The following is an 18,740-nucleotide window of genomic DNA, read 5'->3' on the forward strand; positions in this document are numbered from 1 at the left end:
CACTCATACGTCACATGATGACCGCTCGTGGCGGGAATCGTCATGCGTATGGCGGGAGTTGGACGCCCTGGGATGTCGCGCCCGGCTCCCGCAGTGAACCCTGCCCCCCGTCCGTAGGGTGACCGACTACTGCACCTTCCTGCCCAGTCCCAGCGGCCCCGCGATCTCCTCTGCCATGACCTGCCCCGCCTCGAACTCCAGCGTCTCGTCGCCCATCAGTTCCTGGTCGGTGTCGAGGCCGTCCAGCTCGGCGAGGGGCTGGTTGAGGCGGACGTGGGCCACCAGGGACTGGAGGGCGCGCAGCGTCGCCGAGGCCGTGGAGCCCCAGTTGGAGAAGTAGGAGAACTGCCACCACCACAGGGCCTCGGTGGTGCGGCCGGCGCGGTAGTGGGCCATGCCGTGGCGGAGGTCGGCGACGACGTCGGCGAGGTCGTCGGAGATCCGGGCGGGTACCGGCGCCTTGCGGGGCTCGTAGGGGTCGAAGACCTCGGAGTAGACGTCGACCGGCTCCAGCATCAGGGCGAGGCGTTCGCGCAGTTCGTCGACGTCCGTCTCGGGGCCCGGGTCCGGCTCGTAGCGCTCGTCGGGGACGATGTCCTCGTGCGCGCCGAGACGGCCGCCGGCCAGGAGCAGCTGGGACACCTCCAGCAGGAGGAAGGGAACGGCCGAGTCCGGCTCGTCACCCTTGGCCACCTCGGTGACGGCGACCAGGAAGCTCTCGATCTGGTCCGCGATCTGGACCGCGAAGTCGTCCGGGTTCAGGTCCGTCGCGTGCAGCGTGGCGTCAGACATCCAGCAATCGTCTCCCCTCGAAGGCGCGGCCGAGGGTCACCTCGTCCGCGTATTCCAGGTCGCCGCCCACCGGGAGGCCGCTGGCCAGGCGGGTGACCTTGAGGCCCATGGGTTTGATCATGCGGGCGAGGTACGTGGCCGTGGCCTCGCCTTCGAGATTCGGGTCCGTGGCCAGGATCAGCTCGGTGACCCTGCCGTCGGCCAGGCGGGCCAGCAGCTCCCGTATGCGCAGGTCGTCGGGGCCGACGCCCTCGATCGGGCTGATCGCGCCGCCGAGGACGTGGTACGTGCCCCGGAACTCGCGGGTGCGTTCGATCGCCACGACGTCCTTCGGCTCCTCCACGACACAGATGACCGTGACGTCACGGCGGGAGTCGCGGCAGATCCCGCACAGCTCCTCCTGCGCGACGTTGCCGCAGGTGGCGCAGAAGCGGACCTTCGCCTTCACTTCGAGGAGCGCGTGCGCCAGCCGCCGAACGTCCGTCGGCTCCGCCTGCAGGATGTGGAAGGCGATCCGCTGCGCGCTCTTGGGACCGACGCCGGGCAGCCGCCCCAGCTCGTCGATGAGGTCCTGGACCACGCCTTCGTACACGGACTGCCGTCCTTCCTGGTGTCATTCAGTACGTACCGTAGTCGGCCCCCGCCGCTCCGAGGAAGGCGGTACGGGGCTCGGATGGGGTCGGACAGGGGTCGCGGAGGCGCTCAGAAGGGCAGGCCGGGAATGCCCGCGCCACCGCCGCCGAGGCCCTGGGCGAGGGGGCCCAGTTTCTGCTGCTGGAGGGTCTGGGCGTTCTCGTTGGCCGCCTGGACGGCCGCGACGACCAGGTCGGCGAGGGTCTCGGTGTCCTCCGGGTCCACCGCCTTGGGGTCGATCTTCAGCGCGCGCAGCTCGCCGGAGCCGGTGACGGTGGCGCGCACCAGGCCGCCGCCCGCCTGACCGTCGACCTCCGTCCGCGCGAGCTCCTCCTGTGCTTTCGCCAGGTCCTGCTGCATCTTCTGGGCCTGCTGGAGCAGCTGCTGCATGTTGGGCTGGCCACCACCGGGGATCACGTTCAGCTCCCTCGCACGAGTACTCACGGGCGGCACCGTCCACCGACGGGCGTCACCGTTCACGTTCTTACGGTCGCCACGAGCCTACGTGGTCGGCCCGGCCCGTGCCGCGCCACTCTTTCGAGTGAGTCAGCGGGGATTCGTATATCTGATCAAGGGCATCTTCCAGGGGAAAAGCGGTGAAAACACCATCTTCGCCACCCATTGGGCGGTAGGAAGGGGTCCGGCCGCGTCAGGGTGGTGCGTGAGCGCCGTACGTACGTAGGGAGTGCCGGGTGAGCCAGCCGGAGATGCAGCCCGAGGGGGGACCCCAGGACGGGCGGGGTGAGGGGTCCGGGCTGTGGGCGGAGCCGTGGTCGTCGGCGGCCGGGCCGTGGGTGGGGGATCCGGCCGGGCGGCCGTTTCCGCAGGGGGACTGGGGGGCGCCGGCGGAGCGGCTGGAGGAGCTGTACCACTGGGTCGAGCGGGCGGCGCTGGAGACGGCCGCGTGGTATCTCACGGACCGGGTGTGGAAACGGGTGACGGCGCGGGTGCTGCGGATCGGGGCGGCGGCGGGGGCGCTCACCGGGGCGGCGCTGCCGCTGCTCGACCTCACGGGGGCGGTGGGCGGGGCGGCCCCCTGGGGGTATCTCGCCCTGTTGACCTGCGTGGCGTGTGTCGGGGTGGACCGGTTCTTCGGCGTCACCTCCGGGTGGATGCGGGACGTCGCCACGGCGCAGGCGGTGCAGCGGCGGCTCCAGATGCTGCGGTTCGACTGGGCCTCCGAGAGCGCGCGGGAGGTGCTGGGGCCCGCGGAGGGGACGGCCGGGGAGGCCGCGGAGCGGTGTCTCGGGGTGCTCCGGCGGTTCTCCGAGGACGTGACGGAGCTGGTGCGGGCGGAGACGGCGGACTGGATGGTGGAGTTCCGGACGGGTCCGGCTCCGCTCGGCGTGCAGGTCGGAGGCCCGGCGGCCCGGCCCGAGGTGAGCGGCAACGGGCGGGTGCCGATGCCGCCGGGGGCCCGGCCGAACATGCCTCGACAGCGGCCGCCGGAGGCTCGTTAGCGGGTGGGGTGCGTGGGGGGTTCGGTGCGTCGTCGGGTGCGGCCCCGGTGGGGCTTCTCGCGCAGTTCCCCGCGCCCCTGAAAAGCAGGGGCTGCGCCCCGAGCTTTGCAGGCCCGCAGGGGCCCGGGCTTTCAGGGGCGCGGGGAACTGCGCGACCAGCCCCCACGCACCCGCAGCCGACGACGCACGCATCCGACCACGCACCCCACCCGCCCCGAGCCGGAGGCAGCGGCCTCCGTTCAGTCCGACTTCGTGTACGTCACCGACTTGCCCGCCGTGTCGACCCGGCGGAGCTGCCCGTCCGGCAGCAGGGTGACCGTGGTGGCGGCGCCCGGGGAGCAGGACGTGGCCGGTTCACCGGTGCTGACGGTCGAGGGGCCGATGCTGAGCGGGCCGTCGTCGGCCGGCTCGTCCGTCAGCGCCGCCTCGAACACGCAGTGGTACGTGCCGCCGCCGTCGAGCGGGCCGTCCGCCGTCAGCGAGAGGACCGTGTCACCGACCTCGCCCTGCCGAAGGACCAGTTCGCGGGTGTCGGAGCCGGGCAGCGTGGCGGTCCAGGTGCCGAGGTAGCCCTCCGGGACCGTGCCGGCGTCGGGCGACTCGGTGGTCTCCTGCGGGGAGGTCTCCGGATCCGTCGGCTCGGACGACGTCGGCCCCGGTGTCTCCGACGCGCCCGTGGTCGCCCCGCCCTTCGCGTCGTCCTCCTTGCCCCCGCTTCCGCCCTTGTTCATCACCGCGTACACCGAGCCGCCCGCACCGAGCGCGACGACCAGCGCGACGGCGACGAGGAACACGGAGGAACGCCGGTTGCCGCGCGGCGGCTCGGGCTGCCCGCCGGGAGCCGTGCCGGGGCCGAGCCCGGGCACGGGGTGCGGCCCGTAGGGCGGGGTCGGGCCGAGCCCCGCCCCGGGAGCGGCACCGGCCCCCGGCCCACCGCCGTACGCGCCCTGCCCGTACGCACCCGGCCCGACCCCGCCCTGCCCGTATGCCCCGTACGGCGCGCTCTGCGGGTAGCCGTACCCGGGGGCGGCGGGCTGCTGCCCGTACCCGCCGGCGGGCTGCTGCGTGTAGTGCTGCGGGAAGCCGTACCCGGCGGGCGCGGGGCCCGGCGGGGCGCTGGGCGGGGGCGGCTGCGCGCCGGCGCCCGTCCCCGCGATCTGCGTCGGCATGCGGTCCAGGGGCGCGGCGCCCGGCGAGGGCGGCGTGTCCGCCCCGGGCACGGCGGCCGGGTGTCCGGCCGGGGTCGCCGCCCCACCGGCACCGGAGGACTCGGCGGCACCGGACCCGCCGTAGGGAGCGTCGGGGGCGCCCAGCGGGTACACGGGCGGGGCTGTCGGCGGGAGCGCGGGCGCGGCCGGTGCCGGGGCGGGCACCCCGGACGGCTGCCCGGCGGGCACGGACGCCCCCGGAGCACCGCCGTCCGCCGGCCCTCCCGGCTCGCCCTCGACCGCAGTGTCCCCCGGCGCCCCCGCCCCTTCCGTACCGTCCGTACCGGCCGGCGGCTCCTCCGGATCCTCGGCGTCCAGCAACTGGACCGCGTGCCGCCCCAGTTGGGCCACCAGGGCGCTCGGCAGCCAGGGGTCCCGGGACCGGCCCGCGAAGACCGTGTCCTCGGCGCCGGTGCGCTGGAGGATCTGCGCCAGGGTCGGACGGGCGGCGGGGTCCTTGCGCAGGCACTCCCGGACGATGTCGTACAGGCCCTCCGGCAGCCCCTCCAGATCCGGTTCCTCCTCGGCGATGCGGAACATCAGGGCGTGGACGCCGGAGTTGGCGGCGCCGAAGGGGAGGGTGCCGGTGGCGGCGTAGGAGAGGACGGAGCCGAGGCAGAAGACGTCGCAGGCGGGGGTGATGCGGTCGCCGCGCACCTGTTCGGGGGCCATGAAGCCGGGCGAGCCGACGAGCGCGCCGGTGCGTGTGAGCCCGCCGTCCGTGACGGTCTCCAGCGCCCGCGCGATGCCGAAGTCGATGACGCGCGGCCCGTCGATGGTCACCAGCACGTTGGACGGCTTGAGGTCCCGGTGGATGAGGCCCGCCGCGTGGATGTCCTCCAGCGCGTGCGCGAGGCCCGCCGCGAGGATCCGTACGGACCGCTCGGGCAGCGCCCCGTGGTCCCGCCCGACCACGGACTGCAGGGACGGCCCGGCGACGTATCCGGTGGCCACCCACGGGATGCCCGCCTCGGTGTCCGCGTCCAGGACCGGCGCGGTCCAGTACCCGCCCACCTGCCGTGCGGCCCGCACCTCCTGCCGGAACCGGGCCCGGAACTCCTCCTGTTCGGCCAGCTCCTGGCGGACCAGCTTCACGGCGACGGTACGGCCGCGCTCGGACCGGGCCAGGTACACGTTGCCCATGCCGCCCGACCCGAGCCGCGCCAGCAGCCGGTACGCCCCAATGCGTTGCGGATCCCCAGGCCCGAGCTTCTCCATGGCCAACGTCCCCCGTCTCCCCCTGCAGATGTGTACGCGTACGTACGGGTACGTCGCGTACGTACGCAACGGACCGATCGTAGTGGGGCCGCACGGGGAGGCGGATGGAGCGGTGTCTACGGTTCCGTAACAGCGGCCGGGGCCGCGTCGACGTCCGGTGACGTGGCGAGACGGTCGAGGACACCCGACAGTTGTTCGATCACCCGTACGGTCTCCGCGAACTCCCCCTCCCCCAGTTCCCGTGCGAGGCGGGCGGCCAGGGCCGCGTGGCCCGGCTCGACCCGGTCGATCGCGGCACGGCCGGCCGGGGTGGGGGCGAGGAGTTTGGCGCGGCGGTGGGCCGGGTTCGGCACGTACTCGGCGAGGCCCCGGCCGACGAGGAGGTCGGCGACCCGCTGGACGCTCTGCCGGGTGATGCCCATGGCCCTGGCGACCCCGGCGACCGGCAGCGGCTCGGGCAGCACCGCGCCCAGTACCTGCCACCACGCGGCCGTCAGCCCGGCCGGGCGCGTCAACTCGTCGGCCACGGAGAGGAACTGGCCGTTCAGCCGGAAGATCCCGACGGCCGTGCGGCTGAGCAGGTCCTGCTGGTCGCGGCTCATCGTCCCGCCGCCTCCAGGACGGCGTACGCCTGCGCGTCCGAGTCGTGGAACAGGCGGTACCAGGCGTCGAGGACCTCGCCCTCGTAGACGCCGAGGAGGCGGAAGACCTCACGGGCGAGGGCGACGGGCTCGGTGGGGCCCGCGGTGACGAGGAGCCCGTCGGTGACGGCGTCCGCCTCGACGTACCGGCCGCCGCCCGCGTATCCGGTGGCGGCCAGGTAGAACGGGGCCGCGCTGGTGTGGTCCCGGTCGTCCAGCAGCCCCTCCCGCGCGAGGCCGGCGGTCGCCCCACAGATGGCCGCGACCGGCACGCCGGCCGCCAGGAACTCCCGCGCCTTGCGGGCGAACGGCGCCAGGTCGTCGCCGGCGTCCCACAGGTCCGCGCCGGTGAGGATCAGCAAGGAGCTGTCCTCGGGGCGCAGTCCGTCGAGGACGTCGTCGGGCTGGATGCGTACGCCCCCGATCGTCCGCACGGGGCCGGGGCCGGGTCCGATCGTCCGGATCCGGCGGCCGGCCCGGGCGAGAAAGGCGGTCGTGTGGCCGGTCTCCCAGTCGGCGTAGGTGTCGTACACGGCGAGATGAACGGGCTTGTGCTCGGCCATGGCTCCTCCTGAAGACCTCGACCCTCTTGATGACAACATGCTGTCATTTCGACAGCATGTTGTCAATGGACGTGCCTCTGAAGAACCAGGCCATGACGGCGGGCCGCGGCGTGGCGCGACACTGTGTCGTGCGGCGGCAGCGCGGCCCATACACGTCGCCGATGTCCGCTCACCGTCCCCGCCGCCTACCCTCGCCCTCATGACCCCTCAGCCGAACCCCCAGGCCGGCGCCGCGGTGAAGGCCGCGGACCGTGCGCACGTCTTCCACTCCTGGTCCGCGCAGGAACTCATCGACCCGCTCGCCGTCGCCGGAGCGGAAGGCTCGTACTTCTGGGACTACGACGGCAGGCGCTACCTCGACTTCACCAGCGGCCTCGTCTACACGAACATCGGCTACCAGCACCCGAAGGTCGTCGCGGCGATCCAGGAGCAGGCCGCGACGATGACGACCTTCGCCCCGGCGTTCGCCGTCGAGGCCCGCTCGGAGGCGGCCCGGCTGATCGCCGAGCGCACCCCCGGCGACCTGGACAAGATCTTCTTCACCAACGGCGGCGCCGACGCCGTCGAGCACGCCGTCCGCATGGCCCGGCTGCACACCGGCCGCCCCAAGGTGCTGGCCGCCTACCGCTCGTACCACGGCGGCACCCAGCAGGCCGTGAACCTCACGGGCGACCCGCGCCGCTGGGCCTCCGACACCGGCACGGCGGGGGTCGTGCACTTCTGGGCGCCGTTCCTCTACCGCACCCGTTTCCACGCGGAGACGCAGGAGCAGGAGTGCGCGCGGGCGCTCGAGCACCTGGAGACGACGATCACCTTCGAGGGGCCGTCGACCATCGCCGCGATCATCCTGGAGACGATCCCGGGCACGGCCGGGATCATGGTCCCGCCGCCGGGCTATCTGGCCGGGGTCCGGGAGCTGTGCGACAAGTACGGGATCGTGTTCGTCCTGGACGAGGTCATGGCGGGCTTCGGGCGCACGGGCACCTGGTTCGCCGCCGACCTCTTCGACGTCGTCCCCGACCTGATGACCTTCGCCAAGGGCGTGAACTCGGGTTACGTCCCCCTCGGCGGCGTGGCGATCTCCCCCGCGATCGCCGAGACGTTCGCCCGGCGCCCCTACCCCGGCGGCCTCACGTACTCGGGGCATCCGCTGGCCTGCGCCGCCGCCGTCGCGACGATCAACGTGATGGAGGAGGAGGGCGTGGTCACCCACGCCGCCCGCCTCGGCGCCTCGGTCGTGGAGCCCGCCCTGCGCGAACTCGCCGAGCGCCACCCCTCGGTCGGCGAGGTGCGCGGCACCGGCATGTTCTGGGCGCTGGAACTGGTGCGCAACAAGGAGACCCGCGAGCCCCTCGTCCCCTACAACGCGGCCGGTGAGGCAAACGCGCCCATGCTCGCCTTCGGCGCCGCCGCCAAGGCGAACGGTCTGTGGCCCTTCATCAACATGAACCGGACCCATGTCGTCCCCCCGTGCAACATCACGGAGACCGAGTTCAAGGAGGGCCTCGCCGCCCTCGACACGGCCCTGTCCGTGGCGGACGAGCACACGGTGTGAGGCCGGCCGCCTCCCCGGTGCCGGCGAAGTGTGAGAGGAAGGGCGAAAACTCCTCCCCGAAACCCGAACGCGTAAGGTGACGTGCTCGTAAGAGACTCAGAGAGCACGCACAGCATGCGTACGCGTACGCGGATGGGGGATCCAGACCACGATGCCCGGCACCGGCACCGGCGGCAATGGCGCCGTGACCCGTAGCACCCTGCGGCAGCAGCTCGCGGACGCGCTCCGTGACGAGGTGCTGGCCGGACGGCTGAAGCCGGGGCAGGAGTTCACGGTCAAGGAGATCGCCGAGCAGTACGGGGTCTCGGCGACGCCCGTGCGCGAGGCGCTGGTGGACCTGTCCGCGCAGGGGCTGCTCGACGCCGTGCAGCACCGGGGCTTCGAGGTCCACGCGTACTCCGTGAGCGACTACCGGAACATGGTCGAGGCCCGCATCCTGGTCACCGAGGGCATGTTCCGGCGGCTCGGCAACCGCGAGGTCGACGCCCGTACGGCCGCCGCGCTCGCCGGCGTCCGGCGGCGCGGCGAGGAGGCGCGGCGGGCCGCCACCGCCGGGGACCTGGACATCCTGATCGGCTACGACCTGCGGTTCTGGCGCGAGCTGAGCGCCCTGTTCGGCAACCCCTACCTCACCGACTTCCTGCACCGGCTGCGCGTCCAGGCCTGGGTGTGCGCGGTCCAGCACCTGCGCCAGGGCAGCGACTGGACGGACGATCTCAAGGGCCGGCTGTGGGCGGACCACCCCGACCTCGTCGACGCCCTCACCCGCCGCGACACACAGAGCGCGCAGGAGATCATCGCCGGGTACGACGAGCGGTCCCTGACGCTGGTGGAACGCCTGGCGGGCGGATGAGCACGACCCCCAGGGCGGGCGGACAGACGAGCGTCGACCTCTCCGTCGTCGTCCCCGCCTACAACGAGGAGGGCCGTCTCGCCCCCACCCTCGACGCGATCATCGCCCACCTCGCGGCCACCGAGGCCGCGGCCCGCTGGGAGATCATCGTCGTCGACGACGGGTCGACGGACGGCACGGCCGAGGTCGTGGCCGCCGTCACCGCCCGCGACGCCCGGGTCCAGCTCGTCTCCGGCGGCCCCCGCAACCGGGGCAAGGGACACGCCCTGCGGCTGGGTGTCCTCGCCTCGCACGGCCGCCGGGTCCTGCTCACGGACGCCGACCTCGCCGCGCCCATCGAGGAGCTGGAACGGCTCGACAAGGCGCTCTCCGACGGGTGCGCGGCCGCGATCGGCTCGCGCGAGGCGCCCGGCGCGACCATCGAACGCCATCAGCACCGGCTGCGCGAGACACTCGGGCGCGCCGGCAACCTGCTCATACGCGGGGTGGCGGTGCCCGGCATCCGCGACACCCAGTGCGGTTTCAAGCTGTTCGACGGCGACCGCGCCCGCGAGGCGTTCGGGGCCTCGCGGCTCGACGGGTTCGGCATCGACGTGGAGATCCTGCGGTACTTCCGCCGCAGCGGCTGGCCCGTCGCCGAGGTCCCCGTCCGCTGGTCCCACCAGCCCGGTTCGAAGATCAAGCCCGGCGACTACGCCCGGGTCCTCGGTGAACTGGCCGTCCTGCGGGCCCGTTCCGTCCGCCGGGCCGACCTCCTCGCCGTCACCCTCTTCCTGGTGATGGCCGTCGCCCTCCACATAGGCCGCTGGCTCGGCCCGGACAGCCGCTATCTGCCCGACTCCCTCCAGGACCAGAACCAGTGGGAGTGGTTCTTCGCGGTCACGGCCGACAACCTCGTCCATCTGCGCAACCCCCTGTTCACCACCTTCCAGGGCTTCCCCGACGGCGTGAACCTGATGGCCAACACGGTCATGCTGGGCCTGTCGGTCCCCCTCGCCCCCGTCACCCTCGCCCTGGGGCCGGCGGTCACGCTGGCCCTGGTGATGACCCTGGGCCTGGCCGCCACGGCCGCCTCCTGGTACTGGCTGATCGTCCGACGGGTCGAACGTCACCGGGGCGCGGCCTTCGCCGGAGCGGCCCTCGCCGCCTTCGCGCCGCCGATGGTCAGCCACGCCAACGCGCACCCCAACTTCGTCGTCCTGTTCATGATCCCGCTGATCGTCGACCGGGCGCTGCGCCTGTGCACGGGCGCCCGGACCCAGCGGGACGGGATCGTCCTCGGTCTGATGGCGGCCTACCAGATCTTCCTCGGCGAGGAGGCCCTCCTCCTGGCCGCGATGGGCATGCTGCTGTTCGCCGTCGCGTACGGGCTCCTGCGTCGGGACGTGGCCCGTGACGCCTGGCGTCCGCTGCTGAAGGGCCTGGGCATCGCCGTCCTGGTCGTGCTCCCCCTCGTCACCCTCCCGCTCAGCTGGCAGTTCTTCGGCCCGCAGAGCTACGGGAACATCGCGCACGGCAGCAACTCCGGCAACAGCCCGCTCGCCCTGCTCTCCTTCGCCGAACGCTCCCTGGCGGGCGACCGGGAACGGGCCGAGGCGCTCTCCCTCAACCCCACCGAGCAGAACGCCTTCTACGGCTGGCCGCTGGCCCTGCTGACCCTCGGCATCGTCGTACGCCTGTGGGAACGCACCCTGGTGAAGGCGCTGGCCTGCACGGCGGTCGCCGCCGCCGTGCTCTCCCTCGGACCCGAGATCCGTCTCCCGCGCACGGACATCGTCCTGCCCGGCCCGTGGGCACTGCTCGCCGAGAAGCCGCTGTTCGAGTCGGTCATCGAGGGCCGGGTGGCGATGATCTGCGCCCCGGTCCTCGGCATGCTGCTGGCCCTGGCCTGGGCGCGGCTCGCCGCCGCCCCGGGCCTCGGCACCCGGTACGCGGGGTTCATGGCGATCACCCTCGCCCTGCTCCCGATCGTCCCGGCCCCGCTGCGGTCCGAGCCCCGCACCGAGGTCCCGGCGTTCATCGCCGACGGCACCTGGGCGTCGTACGTCGACACCGGGGCCGGCGAGACCCTGGTGCCCGTGCCGCTGCCGGACCCGGGCAACGCGGAGGCCCTGCGCTGGCAGAGCACGGCCCGCTTCGGCTTCCGGATGCCCGGCGGCTACTTCAACGGCCCCTTCGGCGAGGACCGCGTCGGCATCTACGGCGCGGCCCCCCGCCACACCTCCAACCTGCTGCGTGACGTCCGCTACACCGGCAAGGTCCCGGTGATCGGCGAGAACTGGCGGGCGCAGGCCCGCAAGGACTTCGCGTACTGGCACGCCGGCGCCCTGGTGCTGCGTCCGCAGCCGTACGACGGACAGTTGCGCGAGGCCGTGGACAAGCTCGTCGGGCGCCCGGGTAAGTGGGCGGGCGGAGTGTGGGTATGGGACCTGCACGCAGGGGACTGAAGCCGCGTTCAGCGACTACGCTTCCCTGACCACTGTGCGCCGTACGCGAACACGTCTTCACCGTCCGTGTGCGTGCCGGATGACCGAGGAGTTCTCTTTTGGCCTGTGACCTCTGGCTGGTCCCGCTCGTCGACGTGCTGTGCCACACGCCCGACAATCCCTTCGCCGAGGAACTCGCGCTCTACAACAGGCTGCTGGGCGAGTCCGGGCTGCCGCCGGTCCCGGTGTACCAGTACATGCCCGGGCTGACCGGGGAGGTCGCCCCGGTCGCGGGCTTCGACTACGACGCGCTGCACTTCCTGCGCCGGGCCTATCTGCTCCAGGTCTGCGGCCTGGAGGTGACCCCGGTGGACGCGCTGGGCGGTGACTACGAGCAGTTGCTGGAGATGTTCGAGACGACGGCCCAGCAGTCCCACCTGGTCTGGCACTACGACCACGCCGGCGCCTACGTCCCGGTCGACTTCCCACAGCCCCTGTCCAGCGACGAACTCCTCGCCGGGGGCGGTCCCCTGGGCTCGTCCCAGGGTCTGCTGCGGGAACTGGAATTCGTGGCCGCCGCCATCGGCATCGACCCGGCGAACCCTCCGGCCCGCCCCGAGGCGCCGCTCGCGCCCACGGAGTTGGAGGAGCCGGCCGTTCCGGCGCCCTACGATCCCAGTCCGTTCGCCCGCGAACGGCACGTCTGGCTGGGGCTGCACGCGGCGGCGACCCGAAGTCTGGCGCAGGGATCGATGATCGTGTTCAGCTGATCGTCCGACTGCTCGTCCTCGGCCGGGGCCCGGCGACCGGCCGGCTCAGCGTCCCAGTGCCGCGAGGCCCTTCTGCATGTCCTCCGCGTTCATCACGGGGGTGTAGGTGACCTCGGCGCCCATGTCGAGGAAGAACGGCTCGGCGATCGCCGGCATCTCGGAGCTGTCCTGCATGTCGAAGACCATGTAACAGGTGCGGTGCCCCTGGTCGGTCGTGAAGTAGGCCGCCTCCGGCTTGACCTGCTCCATGGAGGCCTGCATCAGCTTCCCCAGGGTGCCGTTCCGGATGGCCTCGTTCGACCTCTCGGTGTCGAACCGTGCCTTGAAGAGCATGCGCATCGCACTCACCTTTCCTCCGGGCCGTGTGACGTGCGCGGATCGCGCGCCATTTCAGGATATGCCCGGTATGCGCGCGGGGCCCGACCGGGGAAGAGGCAGCGGGCCGGGCACGCGTGCGCGTGCCCGGCCCGAGGTGCGTCACCGCCCTGTGTGCGGCCCTAGATGAACGAGTTGATCTCGATCGTCTCGTCGCGGCCCGGACCGACACCGATCGCGGAGATCGGCGCGCCGGACATCTCCTCCAGCGCCTTCACGTACGCCTGGGCGTTCTTCGGCAGGTCGGAGAAGGACTTGGCCGAGGAGATGTCCTCGGACCAGCCCGGCAGGTTCTCGTAGATCGGCTTCGCGTGGTGGAAGTCGGACTGCGAGTAGGGAAGTTCCTCGACGCGCTTGCCGTCGATCTCGTACGCGACACAGACCGGGATCTGCTCCCAGCCGGTGAGGACGTCGAGCTTGGTGAGGAAGAAGTCCGTCAGACCGTTCACCCGGGTCGCGTAGCGGGCGATCACCGCGTCGAACCAGCCGCAGCGGCGGTCGCGGCCCGTGGTCACGCCCCGCTCGCCGCCGATGCGGCGCAGCGCCTCGCCGTCCGCGTCGAACAGCTCGGTCGGGAACGGACCCGCCCCGACCCGGGTCGTGTACGCCTTGAGGATGCCGATGACCCGGCTGATCTTCGTCGGCCCGACACCCGTACCCGTGCAGGCGCCGCCCGCGGTGGGGTTGGACGAGGTGACGAAGGGATACGTCCCGTGGTCGATGTCGAGCAGGGTGCCCTGCCCGCCCTCGAAGAGGACGACCTTGTTCTCCTCCAGGGCCTGGTTGAGGACCAGGACCGTGTCGGTGACGTACGGGGCGAGCTTGTCCGCGTAGACGAGCAGTTCCTCGACGACCTGGTCGGTGGAGATGGCCCGGCGGTTGAAGAGCTTGGTGAGGACCTGGTTCTTGACGTCGAGGGCCGCCTCGACCTTCTGCGTCAGGATCGACTCGTCGTAGAGGTCCTGGACGCGGATACCTACGCGGTTGATCTTGTCCGCGTAGGTCGGGCCGATGCCCCGCCCCGTCGTGCCGATCTTGCGCTTTCCGAGGAAGCGCTCCGTGACCTTGTCCAGGGTCACGTTGTACGGCGTGATGATGTGGGCGTTGCCGCTGAGCAGGAGCTTGGACGTGTCGACGCCGCGCTCGTTCAGACCGCTCAGCTCGGAGAGCAGGACCGACGGGTCGACAACGACACCGTTACCGATGACCGGAGTGCACTCCGGAGTGAGGATCCCGGAAGGGAGGAGGTGGAGGGCGTACTTCTGGTCACCCACGACTACCGTGTGGCCGGCGTTGTTGCCGCCCTGGTAGCGCACCACATAGTCGACGGACCCACCTAGCAGGTCCGTCGCCTTTCCCTTGCCTTCGTCACCCCACTGAGCACCGAGCAGCACAAGTGCGGGCACGCGCGTACACCCCTTCCGGGCGGGGCATGTCCAAGGTCGGGGGCGTACGCGCTGGCTCATATGCATCGCGTGCGCCGCGACCGCCGTTGGTCGCACCTGTCGGACCCGGATGCCCCGGAATAGACGAAGCCCCTGGCGCAATAGCGCAAGGGGCTCTTGCACAAAGATGCTACCCGAGGAAGCGAGGCAGGACCGAGGTGGCGACTCCCGACCAGCTCCTCGTGGTCATAGACCCCCTCGCCCGTCGCACGGACGGCGAGGCCGTACGGATCGCGAAAGACGTGCTCAGCGCGGGTGCGGCGAGTACGAAAGTGTGTCTTCCGGAGGGGCCCGAGGAATTCGCGCGGGCGCTCGCACGACGTGGTTCGCGGCGGCCGGTGGTGGTCGGTGACGACCGCGCGCTGCTGCGGGCGGTGGCGCTCCTGCATCGCCGGCGGGAGCTGGCGTCGTGCGCCCTCTCCCTGGTCCCGGTCGGCTCCGCGCTGGGTCTGGCCCATTCCCTGGGCGTGCCCACCGGCGCGGTCGCGGCGGCGCGCGCCGCCCTGGACGGTGTCGAGCGGCGGCTGGATCTGCTCGTCGACGACAGCGACGGGGTGGTGCTGGGCACGCTGCGCATCCCGGTCCTGCCGGGCGCGTCCTCTCCCCGGCGCACGGAGAGCGCGGAGGGGAGAGAGGGCACCCCGGCCGGGGACACGGGACCTGGCACCGGGACGGGGACCGGGACCGGAATGGGCAAGGGTCGTTCGGGGCGGCCGGGGCGGCCCGGCGGAGGTGCGGGCCCGAGGACGGGCGCCGGCGCGGGCTCGGGAGCGGACCGGGCGCCGGGGGCGGCAGGCGGTCCGGCGGACGACGGTTCCCCGCCCGGCCCGCACCACTGGCTGCGCGCCTGGCCGCAGTCCCTCGCCCGTACGTTGTCGACGCGGCCGGCGCGGCCTCCCGGGCTGTCCCGTCCGCTGCGGCCGGCCCGCATACGGGTGGCCCCCGGCAGCGGTGCCGGGCCCTCGCGGCTGCGGGTGGAGGTGGACGGCGTCCTGCTCGTCGACCTCGACCAGCCCGTGGAGGCGGTGTCGATCACGCCGGGCACCGACGGCGGCGCCGACGTCGAGATCCGGCCGGTGTCGGTGGGCGCCGAGGCGTCCCCGCTGCACGCGGTCGGCCACCGGGTGACCGTGTCGGGCCCGGACTTCCGCTACCGGGCGGACTCCCTGGTGGCGGGGCCGGTGCGGACGCGGACGTGGACGGTACGGGAGGGCGCCTGGGGGCTGACGCTGCCGGGGTGAACGGGCGGGTGCGGGCGGGCGCCTCGGGGCGGGGGCGCCCGGTGCGTGACGGGCGCCCCCTGGCCGATCGGATCAGCAGCTCGCGGCCCAGGTGTGGGAGTCGCCGTCGTCGTTGGCGGCTCCGTTGTAGCCGACCTCCTGGCCGGGGGTGAGGCAGATGGTCATGTGACCGCCGAGGTTGCCGCTGGAGTACACCTTGACGTGGTCCTTGATGCCGGCGCCGGAGATGCCGTGGTTGGCCCAGGAGGAGTCCGCGTCGGCGATGTTGCTCTCCCACCAGTGGTCGTCGCCCGGCCACTCGATCTTCATGCCGGAGAAGTTGGCGTCCGTCCAGACGCAGAAGTTGCCGCTGCCGCAGGCCGCGGCCTGCGCCGAGCCCGACGACGCGAGGACCACGCCGGCGGAGAGGAGTACCGCGGAGAACAGGGCGGTGAAGCGCTTCACTGTGCTGTTTTTCCCTTCAGGGGTGGGGGTTGCCAGGGCCGATCAGAGAGGTGGCTTCGGTGAGGGCACGGGCCCGCAGCCGCTCCCACTCGGCGAGTTCCGTACGGTGTGCCGCGCGGACCTCGGCGAGGGTGCGGTCGGTGTGGACGGCCTCGGGTCGGAGGTTGTTGACGATCGTGGAGGTACGGAACCAGCGGCGCTGGTCGCCGTAGAGCCTGCGCTGGGCCGCGGCCAGGCAGCCGTCGGTGTGGGCGCGGACGACGTATCCGGTCGGCAGCCTCAACGACAGCTCCCTGCGCCCGGCCCCGAACAGCGCATCGGCGACCCGCGCCCGCTCGGCGCCCGGGGCCGCGCTCTGCCCCGGACGCGGCGGAGCGAGCCCCCGGCCGGTCAGACAGGCGTCGGTCAGCCGCTGTGTCGCGGCCTTGATGACGTCGTCCGGGGAGAGCCGGGGCGGGGCCGGGGGCGCCGCGCACGCGGTACCGGCGGCGAGGAACAGACCGCAGACGAGGAGCACGGCGGGAGCCGTACGGCGGCGGGGGTGCGTCGCGGGTTCCGCCCGCTCGACGGTTCCCATCGGTCAGCCCGCCTCGCAGCCCATCCGCGTGTCGCTGACGCCGTCGAACCTCGTCGCCCACTCGCTCCAGTCGTCGTCGTAGTCGTCGGGGCGGATCTCGCGGTAGAGGCAGCCGCCGCCGGACCGGTAGTGGATCGCGAAGACGCTGACGGGGGCGTGCGAGTCGAAGGAGTACGCGTGGCGCTTCACGCGGGCGTCGGCCTCGCGGTAGCCGGGCGGCGCGTAGTCCCAGGCGCCGCCCGGGCCCATCTGACCGTGTTCGGGCCAGAAGTACACATGCCCCGGCGGTACGGCGGCGGGGGCGGCCGGCGCGGTGGCCGGGAGAGCCGGGGAGGCGGCGGGGAGGAGGACGGCGAAGGCCGCGGACAGGACGGCGAGTTGGCGCATGGGCGGATTCCCGGGAACGGTGGTCGGACGGCAGGGGCCAGCCACAGCTGACACGGCGACCTGCCCAGCGCCCACGGCGATATGCCCGTATCCACCCCTTCGGGCGAGCGCGCGGGGGCGTGCGTCACCGGCGCCCCGGCCCTCGGCACAGGGACGGTCACGATAGGCACGGAAATGCTCCCGCGAGGGCGCGACACGCCGTTGCGATGATGAATCGGATGCGAATTCACGCGAGGGGCCGAAAGGCCATTTCCTCGCATGCCGTGGGTTTCTGAGAGGGCGTCAGCCATGTCGCCCGAGAAAAGCCTGACGAGTACTCAGGGGGCGCACCCCGCACCGCACCCCCAACAGAGTGACGATGTGTCAGCGCGCTCCCGAGAGACGCTTCGCTCGGATCAAAACACCAGCTCATTGCCATATTTTGATGCAGCGTCAGGCGCGCCGACCGTCACCCTCCGGGGCGACAATTCATGCGACCGTCCAGCCTAATTTTCACACTGCGCCGGATCTCCTCGACATGACAGCGGAAATGGCCGTCATTACGTTCGTTCTCGTCGGCAGGTCCTGTCGACGAGAACGAAGAGAAGGGGAAGTGCATTGCGCACTCGTAAAGTCACGGTGATCGCCGCCTCCGTCGGCGTGGCAGTCGCGGCCGCCACAGGTGTCACGTACGCCAGCTCCGCTCTGGAGTCCGCCCCGAAGACCACCTCGCTCGTCCAGGACGCGGCCCCCGTCGCCCCGCGCGGCGGCAACGGCACCGGCACCGAGGCCGGCTCGAACGCCTCGTCCGACCCCGGCGGCAAGGAGAGCTGGGGCGGCAAGAGGGGCGAGGGCCGAGGTGAGGGCCGGGGCGAGGGCCGCGGTGACAACCGGGAGGAGGGCCGCATCTACATCAACGAGCGGTCCTACTCGGCCGACCCCGGCTCCTGCATCGCCGTGATCAACGTGAACAGCCTGATCGTTCCGCCGATCAACACCACCAGCTTCAACATCCGGAACGAGAGCGACCGGACCGTCGAGTTCTTCAACGGGGTCACCTGCGACAACGGCGCCCCTGTTGCCACGGTGGGTCCGCACAGCTCCAGCAACTCGGTCGCCGGCCAGCAGCAGCTGGAGCGTGTGGCCGTCGTGGGTAGTTTCCGCGTGATCGGCGGTCACCACTGATTCCGGCAATGGCCGCCTGAGGGCCCAGTCGCACCATCGGAAACCCCGGCTCGCCGTAATCGAGCCGGGGTTCCGGCACGGGGGTATCGCTTTAGGGCGACCCCTCCATGCTAAGCCGTGCGGCATCGCCACGGGCTGGTGATTACTCCACCCGAGCGCTGTCCTTGGTGGCGTCGAGAAAGGCCTGCCAGCCGGTGGGCGAGAGGTGCAGGAGGGGGCCGTGGGGGTTCTTGCTGTCGCGGATGGCGCGACCGCCGGTGGAGGTGAGGGCGACCTCGACGCATTGTCCCTCACCTGTGGTGTACGAGGAATTCCAGAACGGGCCTATGAACTCAGGGGTCACGACGCTTCGTCCTTGATTCTCTCTCGCGCGCGCCGAATGAGCTGCTCGCTTGCATCCGGTGCCAGTGCTGCCGATCGTAGTTGGTCGAAGGCAAGCGTGTAAGAGGCGAGATCCTCGGGCGCTTCAAGGATGGACGTGCCCCGCAGGTTCTCCAGCGTCACAGCTTCCACGATCGGCTCCACGTCGAAGCTGAAGGAGGTGTCGGACCCGGACAAGGCGAAGGGTCCTGCCCTGCGGGCGGAGCCGGATCCCCAACAGGACGGCGGGCGCGGCCTCGTGCTCGTCGCCGCCCTCGCCGAGCGGTGGGGGCATGAGACGCGGCCGTTCACCAAGTGCGTATGGGCGTACTTCGTGGTCCCGGGAGGGCCACGGTGACGCGGCCGAGCGGGACCTCGCGCGGGCGTGCGTCACGGCGTACCCGGGTGAGAGGCGTACGGCATGAGTGACGAACCGGGGCGGCCGGGCGGCACCGTACCGCCGGATCAGGTCATGGCCACGTTCAGCGCATGGCTGGACCATGCCGTGGCCTGCAAGGACGCCTGCCGCAGGGACGGCGTCTCCTGCCTCGACTCGATGCGACTGGCCAGACGGCACCGCGCGGCGAGGAAGGCGGCGGGCAGGGCTCGCCCGAACGCCTCCGACTGA

Annotated in this window: 22 protein-coding genes; 9 read left to right on the forward strand and 13 right to left on the reverse strand. The window is 72.1% G+C overall.

What is annotated here, in order from left to right:
• Nucleotides 1–126 precede the first annotated feature (126 nt).
• From SCAB_RS19870 to SCAB_RS19880, 3 genes are all read right to left on the reverse strand, one after another.
• Complete coding sequence (locus SCAB_RS19870) at nt 127–792, reverse strand: DUF5063 domain-containing protein (protein WP_013001866.1); 666 nt, start codon at nt 790–792, stop codon at nt 127–129.
• The gene (gene recR / locus SCAB_RS19875) at nt 785–1,384 is read right to left on the reverse strand and encodes a recombination mediator RecR (protein ID WP_013001867.1); all 600 of its coding nucleotides are present in this window, start codon (nt 1,382–1,384) and stop codon (nt 785–787) included. The genes SCAB_RS19870 and recR overlap by 8 nt, the downstream gene beginning before the upstream one ends.
• A gap of 110 nt (nt 1,385–1,494) precedes the next feature.
• Nucleotides 1,495–1,842, reverse strand: a complete 348-nt coding sequence (locus SCAB_RS19880) for a YbaB/EbfC family nucleoid-associated protein (RefSeq protein ID WP_013001868.1) — start codon at nt 1,840–1,842, stop codon at nt 1,495–1,497.
• 275 nt (nt 1,843–2,117) lie between these two features.
• Here SCAB_RS19880 and SCAB_RS19885 point away from each other — a divergent pair, with 275 nt between their 5' ends.
• On the forward strand, nt 2,118–2,885 hold the full coding sequence (locus SCAB_RS19885) for an SLATT domain-containing protein (protein WP_013001869.1): 768 nt from the start codon (nt 2,118–2,120) through the stop codon (nt 2,883–2,885).
• A gap of 239 nt (nt 2,886–3,124) precedes the next feature.
• Here SCAB_RS19885 and SCAB_RS19890 read toward each other — a convergent pair whose 3' ends face one another.
• From SCAB_RS19890 to SCAB_RS19900, 3 genes are all read right to left on the reverse strand, one after another.
• Nucleotides 3,125–5,311: a serine/threonine-protein kinase gene (locus SCAB_RS19890; RefSeq protein ID WP_013001870.1), complete on the reverse strand. Its 2,187-nt coding sequence runs from the start codon at nt 5,309–5,311 to the stop codon at nt 3,125–3,127.
• Nucleotides 5,312–5,427: 116 nt separating this feature from the next.
• A complete protein-coding gene (locus tag SCAB_RS19895) occupies nt 5,428–5,913 on the reverse strand; it encodes a MarR family winged helix-turn-helix transcriptional regulator (RefSeq protein ID WP_013001871.1) in 486 nt (161 codons plus the stop codon).
• Entirely contained in the window at nt 5,910–6,515 is a 606-nt protein-coding gene (locus SCAB_RS19900) for a DJ-1/PfpI family protein (protein ID WP_013001872.1), read from the reverse strand. Before SCAB_RS19900 ends, SCAB_RS19895 begins: the two co-directional genes overlap by 4 nt.
• Nucleotides 6,516–6,714: 199 nt before the next feature.
• Between SCAB_RS19900 and SCAB_RS19905 the strand changes: the two genes are divergently transcribed.
• The 4 genes from SCAB_RS19905 to SCAB_RS19920 all read left to right on the forward strand — a co-directional run bounded on the left by SCAB_RS19905 (nt 6,715) and on the right by SCAB_RS19920 (nt 12,119).
• Nucleotides 6,715–8,070, forward strand: a complete 1,356-nt coding sequence (locus tag SCAB_RS19905) for an aspartate aminotransferase family protein (RefSeq protein ID WP_013001873.1) — start codon at nt 6,715–6,717, stop codon at nt 8,068–8,070.
• A gap of 151 nt (nt 8,071–8,221) precedes the next feature.
• Entirely contained in the window at nt 8,222–8,923 is a 702-nt protein-coding gene (locus SCAB_RS19910; protein WP_013001874.1) for a GntR family transcriptional regulator, read from the forward strand.
• The gene (locus SCAB_RS19915) at nt 8,920–11,370 is read left to right on the forward strand and encodes a dolichyl-phosphate beta-glucosyltransferase (protein WP_013001875.1); all 2,451 of its coding nucleotides are present in this window, start codon (nt 8,920–8,922) and stop codon (nt 11,368–11,370) included. Before SCAB_RS19910 ends, SCAB_RS19915 begins: the two co-directional genes overlap by 4 nt.
• Before the next feature lie 98 nt (nt 11,371–11,468).
• Complete coding sequence (locus SCAB_RS19920; RefSeq protein ID WP_013001876.1) at nt 11,469–12,119, forward strand: hypothetical protein; 651 nt, start codon at nt 11,469–11,471, stop codon at nt 12,117–12,119.
• A 45-nt stretch (nt 12,120–12,164) separates the two neighbouring features.
• Here the strand turns inward: SCAB_RS19920 and SCAB_RS19925 are convergent, their stop codons facing one another.
• Nucleotides 12,165–12,458 (reverse strand): DUF3303 family protein, encoded by a 294-nt coding sequence (locus SCAB_RS19925; protein WP_013001877.1) that lies wholly within the window; start codon nt 12,456–12,458, stop codon nt 12,165–12,167.
• A gap of 158 nt (nt 12,459–12,616) precedes the next feature.
• Complete coding sequence (locus tag SCAB_RS19930) at nt 12,617–13,900, reverse strand: adenylosuccinate synthase (RefSeq protein ID WP_037727407.1); 1,284 nt, start codon at nt 13,898–13,900, stop codon at nt 12,617–12,619.
• Nucleotides 13,901–14,097: 197 nt separating this feature from the next.
• Between SCAB_RS19930 and SCAB_RS19935 the strand changes: the two genes are divergently transcribed.
• Entirely contained in the window at nt 14,098–15,180 is a 1,083-nt protein-coding gene (locus tag SCAB_RS19935; protein WP_013001879.1) for a diacylglycerol kinase family protein, read from the forward strand.
• A 72-nt stretch (nt 15,181–15,252) separates the two neighbouring features.
• Here the strand turns inward: SCAB_RS19935 and SCAB_RS19940 are convergent, their stop codons facing one another.
• From SCAB_RS19940 to SCAB_RS19950, 3 genes are read right to left on the reverse strand one after another with little or no spacing between them, the layout of a single operon-like run.
• On the reverse strand, nt 15,253–15,624 hold the full coding sequence (locus SCAB_RS19940; protein WP_013001880.1) for a peptidase inhibitor family I36 protein: 372 nt from the start codon (nt 15,622–15,624) through the stop codon (nt 15,253–15,255).
• Between the two features lie 16 nt (nt 15,625–15,640).
• Nucleotides 15,641–16,201, reverse strand: a complete 561-nt coding sequence (locus SCAB_RS19945; RefSeq protein WP_013001881.1) for a hypothetical protein — start codon at nt 16,199–16,201, stop codon at nt 15,641–15,643.
• 3 nt (nt 16,202–16,204) lie between these two features.
• Nucleotides 16,205–16,588 (reverse strand): hypothetical protein, encoded by a 384-nt coding sequence (locus SCAB_RS19950; protein ID WP_013001882.1) that lies wholly within the window; start codon nt 16,586–16,588, stop codon nt 16,205–16,207.
• Between the two features lie 597 nt (nt 16,589–17,185).
• Between SCAB_RS19950 and SCAB_RS19955 the strand changes: the two genes are divergently transcribed.
• Nucleotides 17,186–17,752, forward strand: coding sequence for a hypothetical protein (locus tag SCAB_RS19955; protein ID WP_231885092.1), 567 nt, complete (start codon nt 17,186–17,188; stop codon nt 17,750–17,752).
• A 142-nt stretch (nt 17,753–17,894) separates the two neighbouring features.
• Here SCAB_RS19955 and SCAB_RS19960 read toward each other — a convergent pair whose 3' ends face one another.
• Both SCAB_RS19960 and SCAB_RS48575 read right to left on the reverse strand, forming a co-directional pair.
• Nucleotides 17,895–18,095, reverse strand: a complete 201-nt coding sequence (locus tag SCAB_RS19960; RefSeq protein WP_013001884.1) for a DUF397 domain-containing protein — start codon at nt 18,093–18,095, stop codon at nt 17,895–17,897.
• Complete coding sequence (locus tag SCAB_RS48575) at nt 18,092–18,277, reverse strand: Scr1 family TA system antitoxin-like transcriptional regulator (RefSeq protein WP_308057812.1); 186 nt, start codon at nt 18,275–18,277, stop codon at nt 18,092–18,094. Before SCAB_RS48575 ends, SCAB_RS19960 begins: the two co-directional genes overlap by 4 nt.
• On the opposite strand from SCAB_RS48575, the gene SCAB_RS47380 reads away from it, so the two are divergent.
• A complete protein-coding gene (locus SCAB_RS47380; RefSeq protein WP_049875745.1) occupies nt 18,231–18,470 on the forward strand; it encodes an ATP-binding protein in 240 nt (79 codons plus the stop codon). The two genes, SCAB_RS48575 and SCAB_RS47380, sit on opposite strands and share 47 nt — an antisense overlap.
• 63 nt (nt 18,471–18,533) lie before the next feature.
• Nucleotides 18,534–18,740 (forward strand): hypothetical protein, encoded by a 207-nt coding sequence (locus SCAB_RS19970; RefSeq protein WP_013001886.1) that lies wholly within the window; start codon nt 18,534–18,536, stop codon nt 18,738–18,740.

It is taken from the genome of Streptomyces scabiei 87.22 (genome assembly GCF_000091305.1).
Taxonomy (GTDB): Bacteria; Actinomycetota; Actinomycetes; order Streptomycetales; family Streptomycetaceae; genus Streptomyces; species Streptomyces scabiei.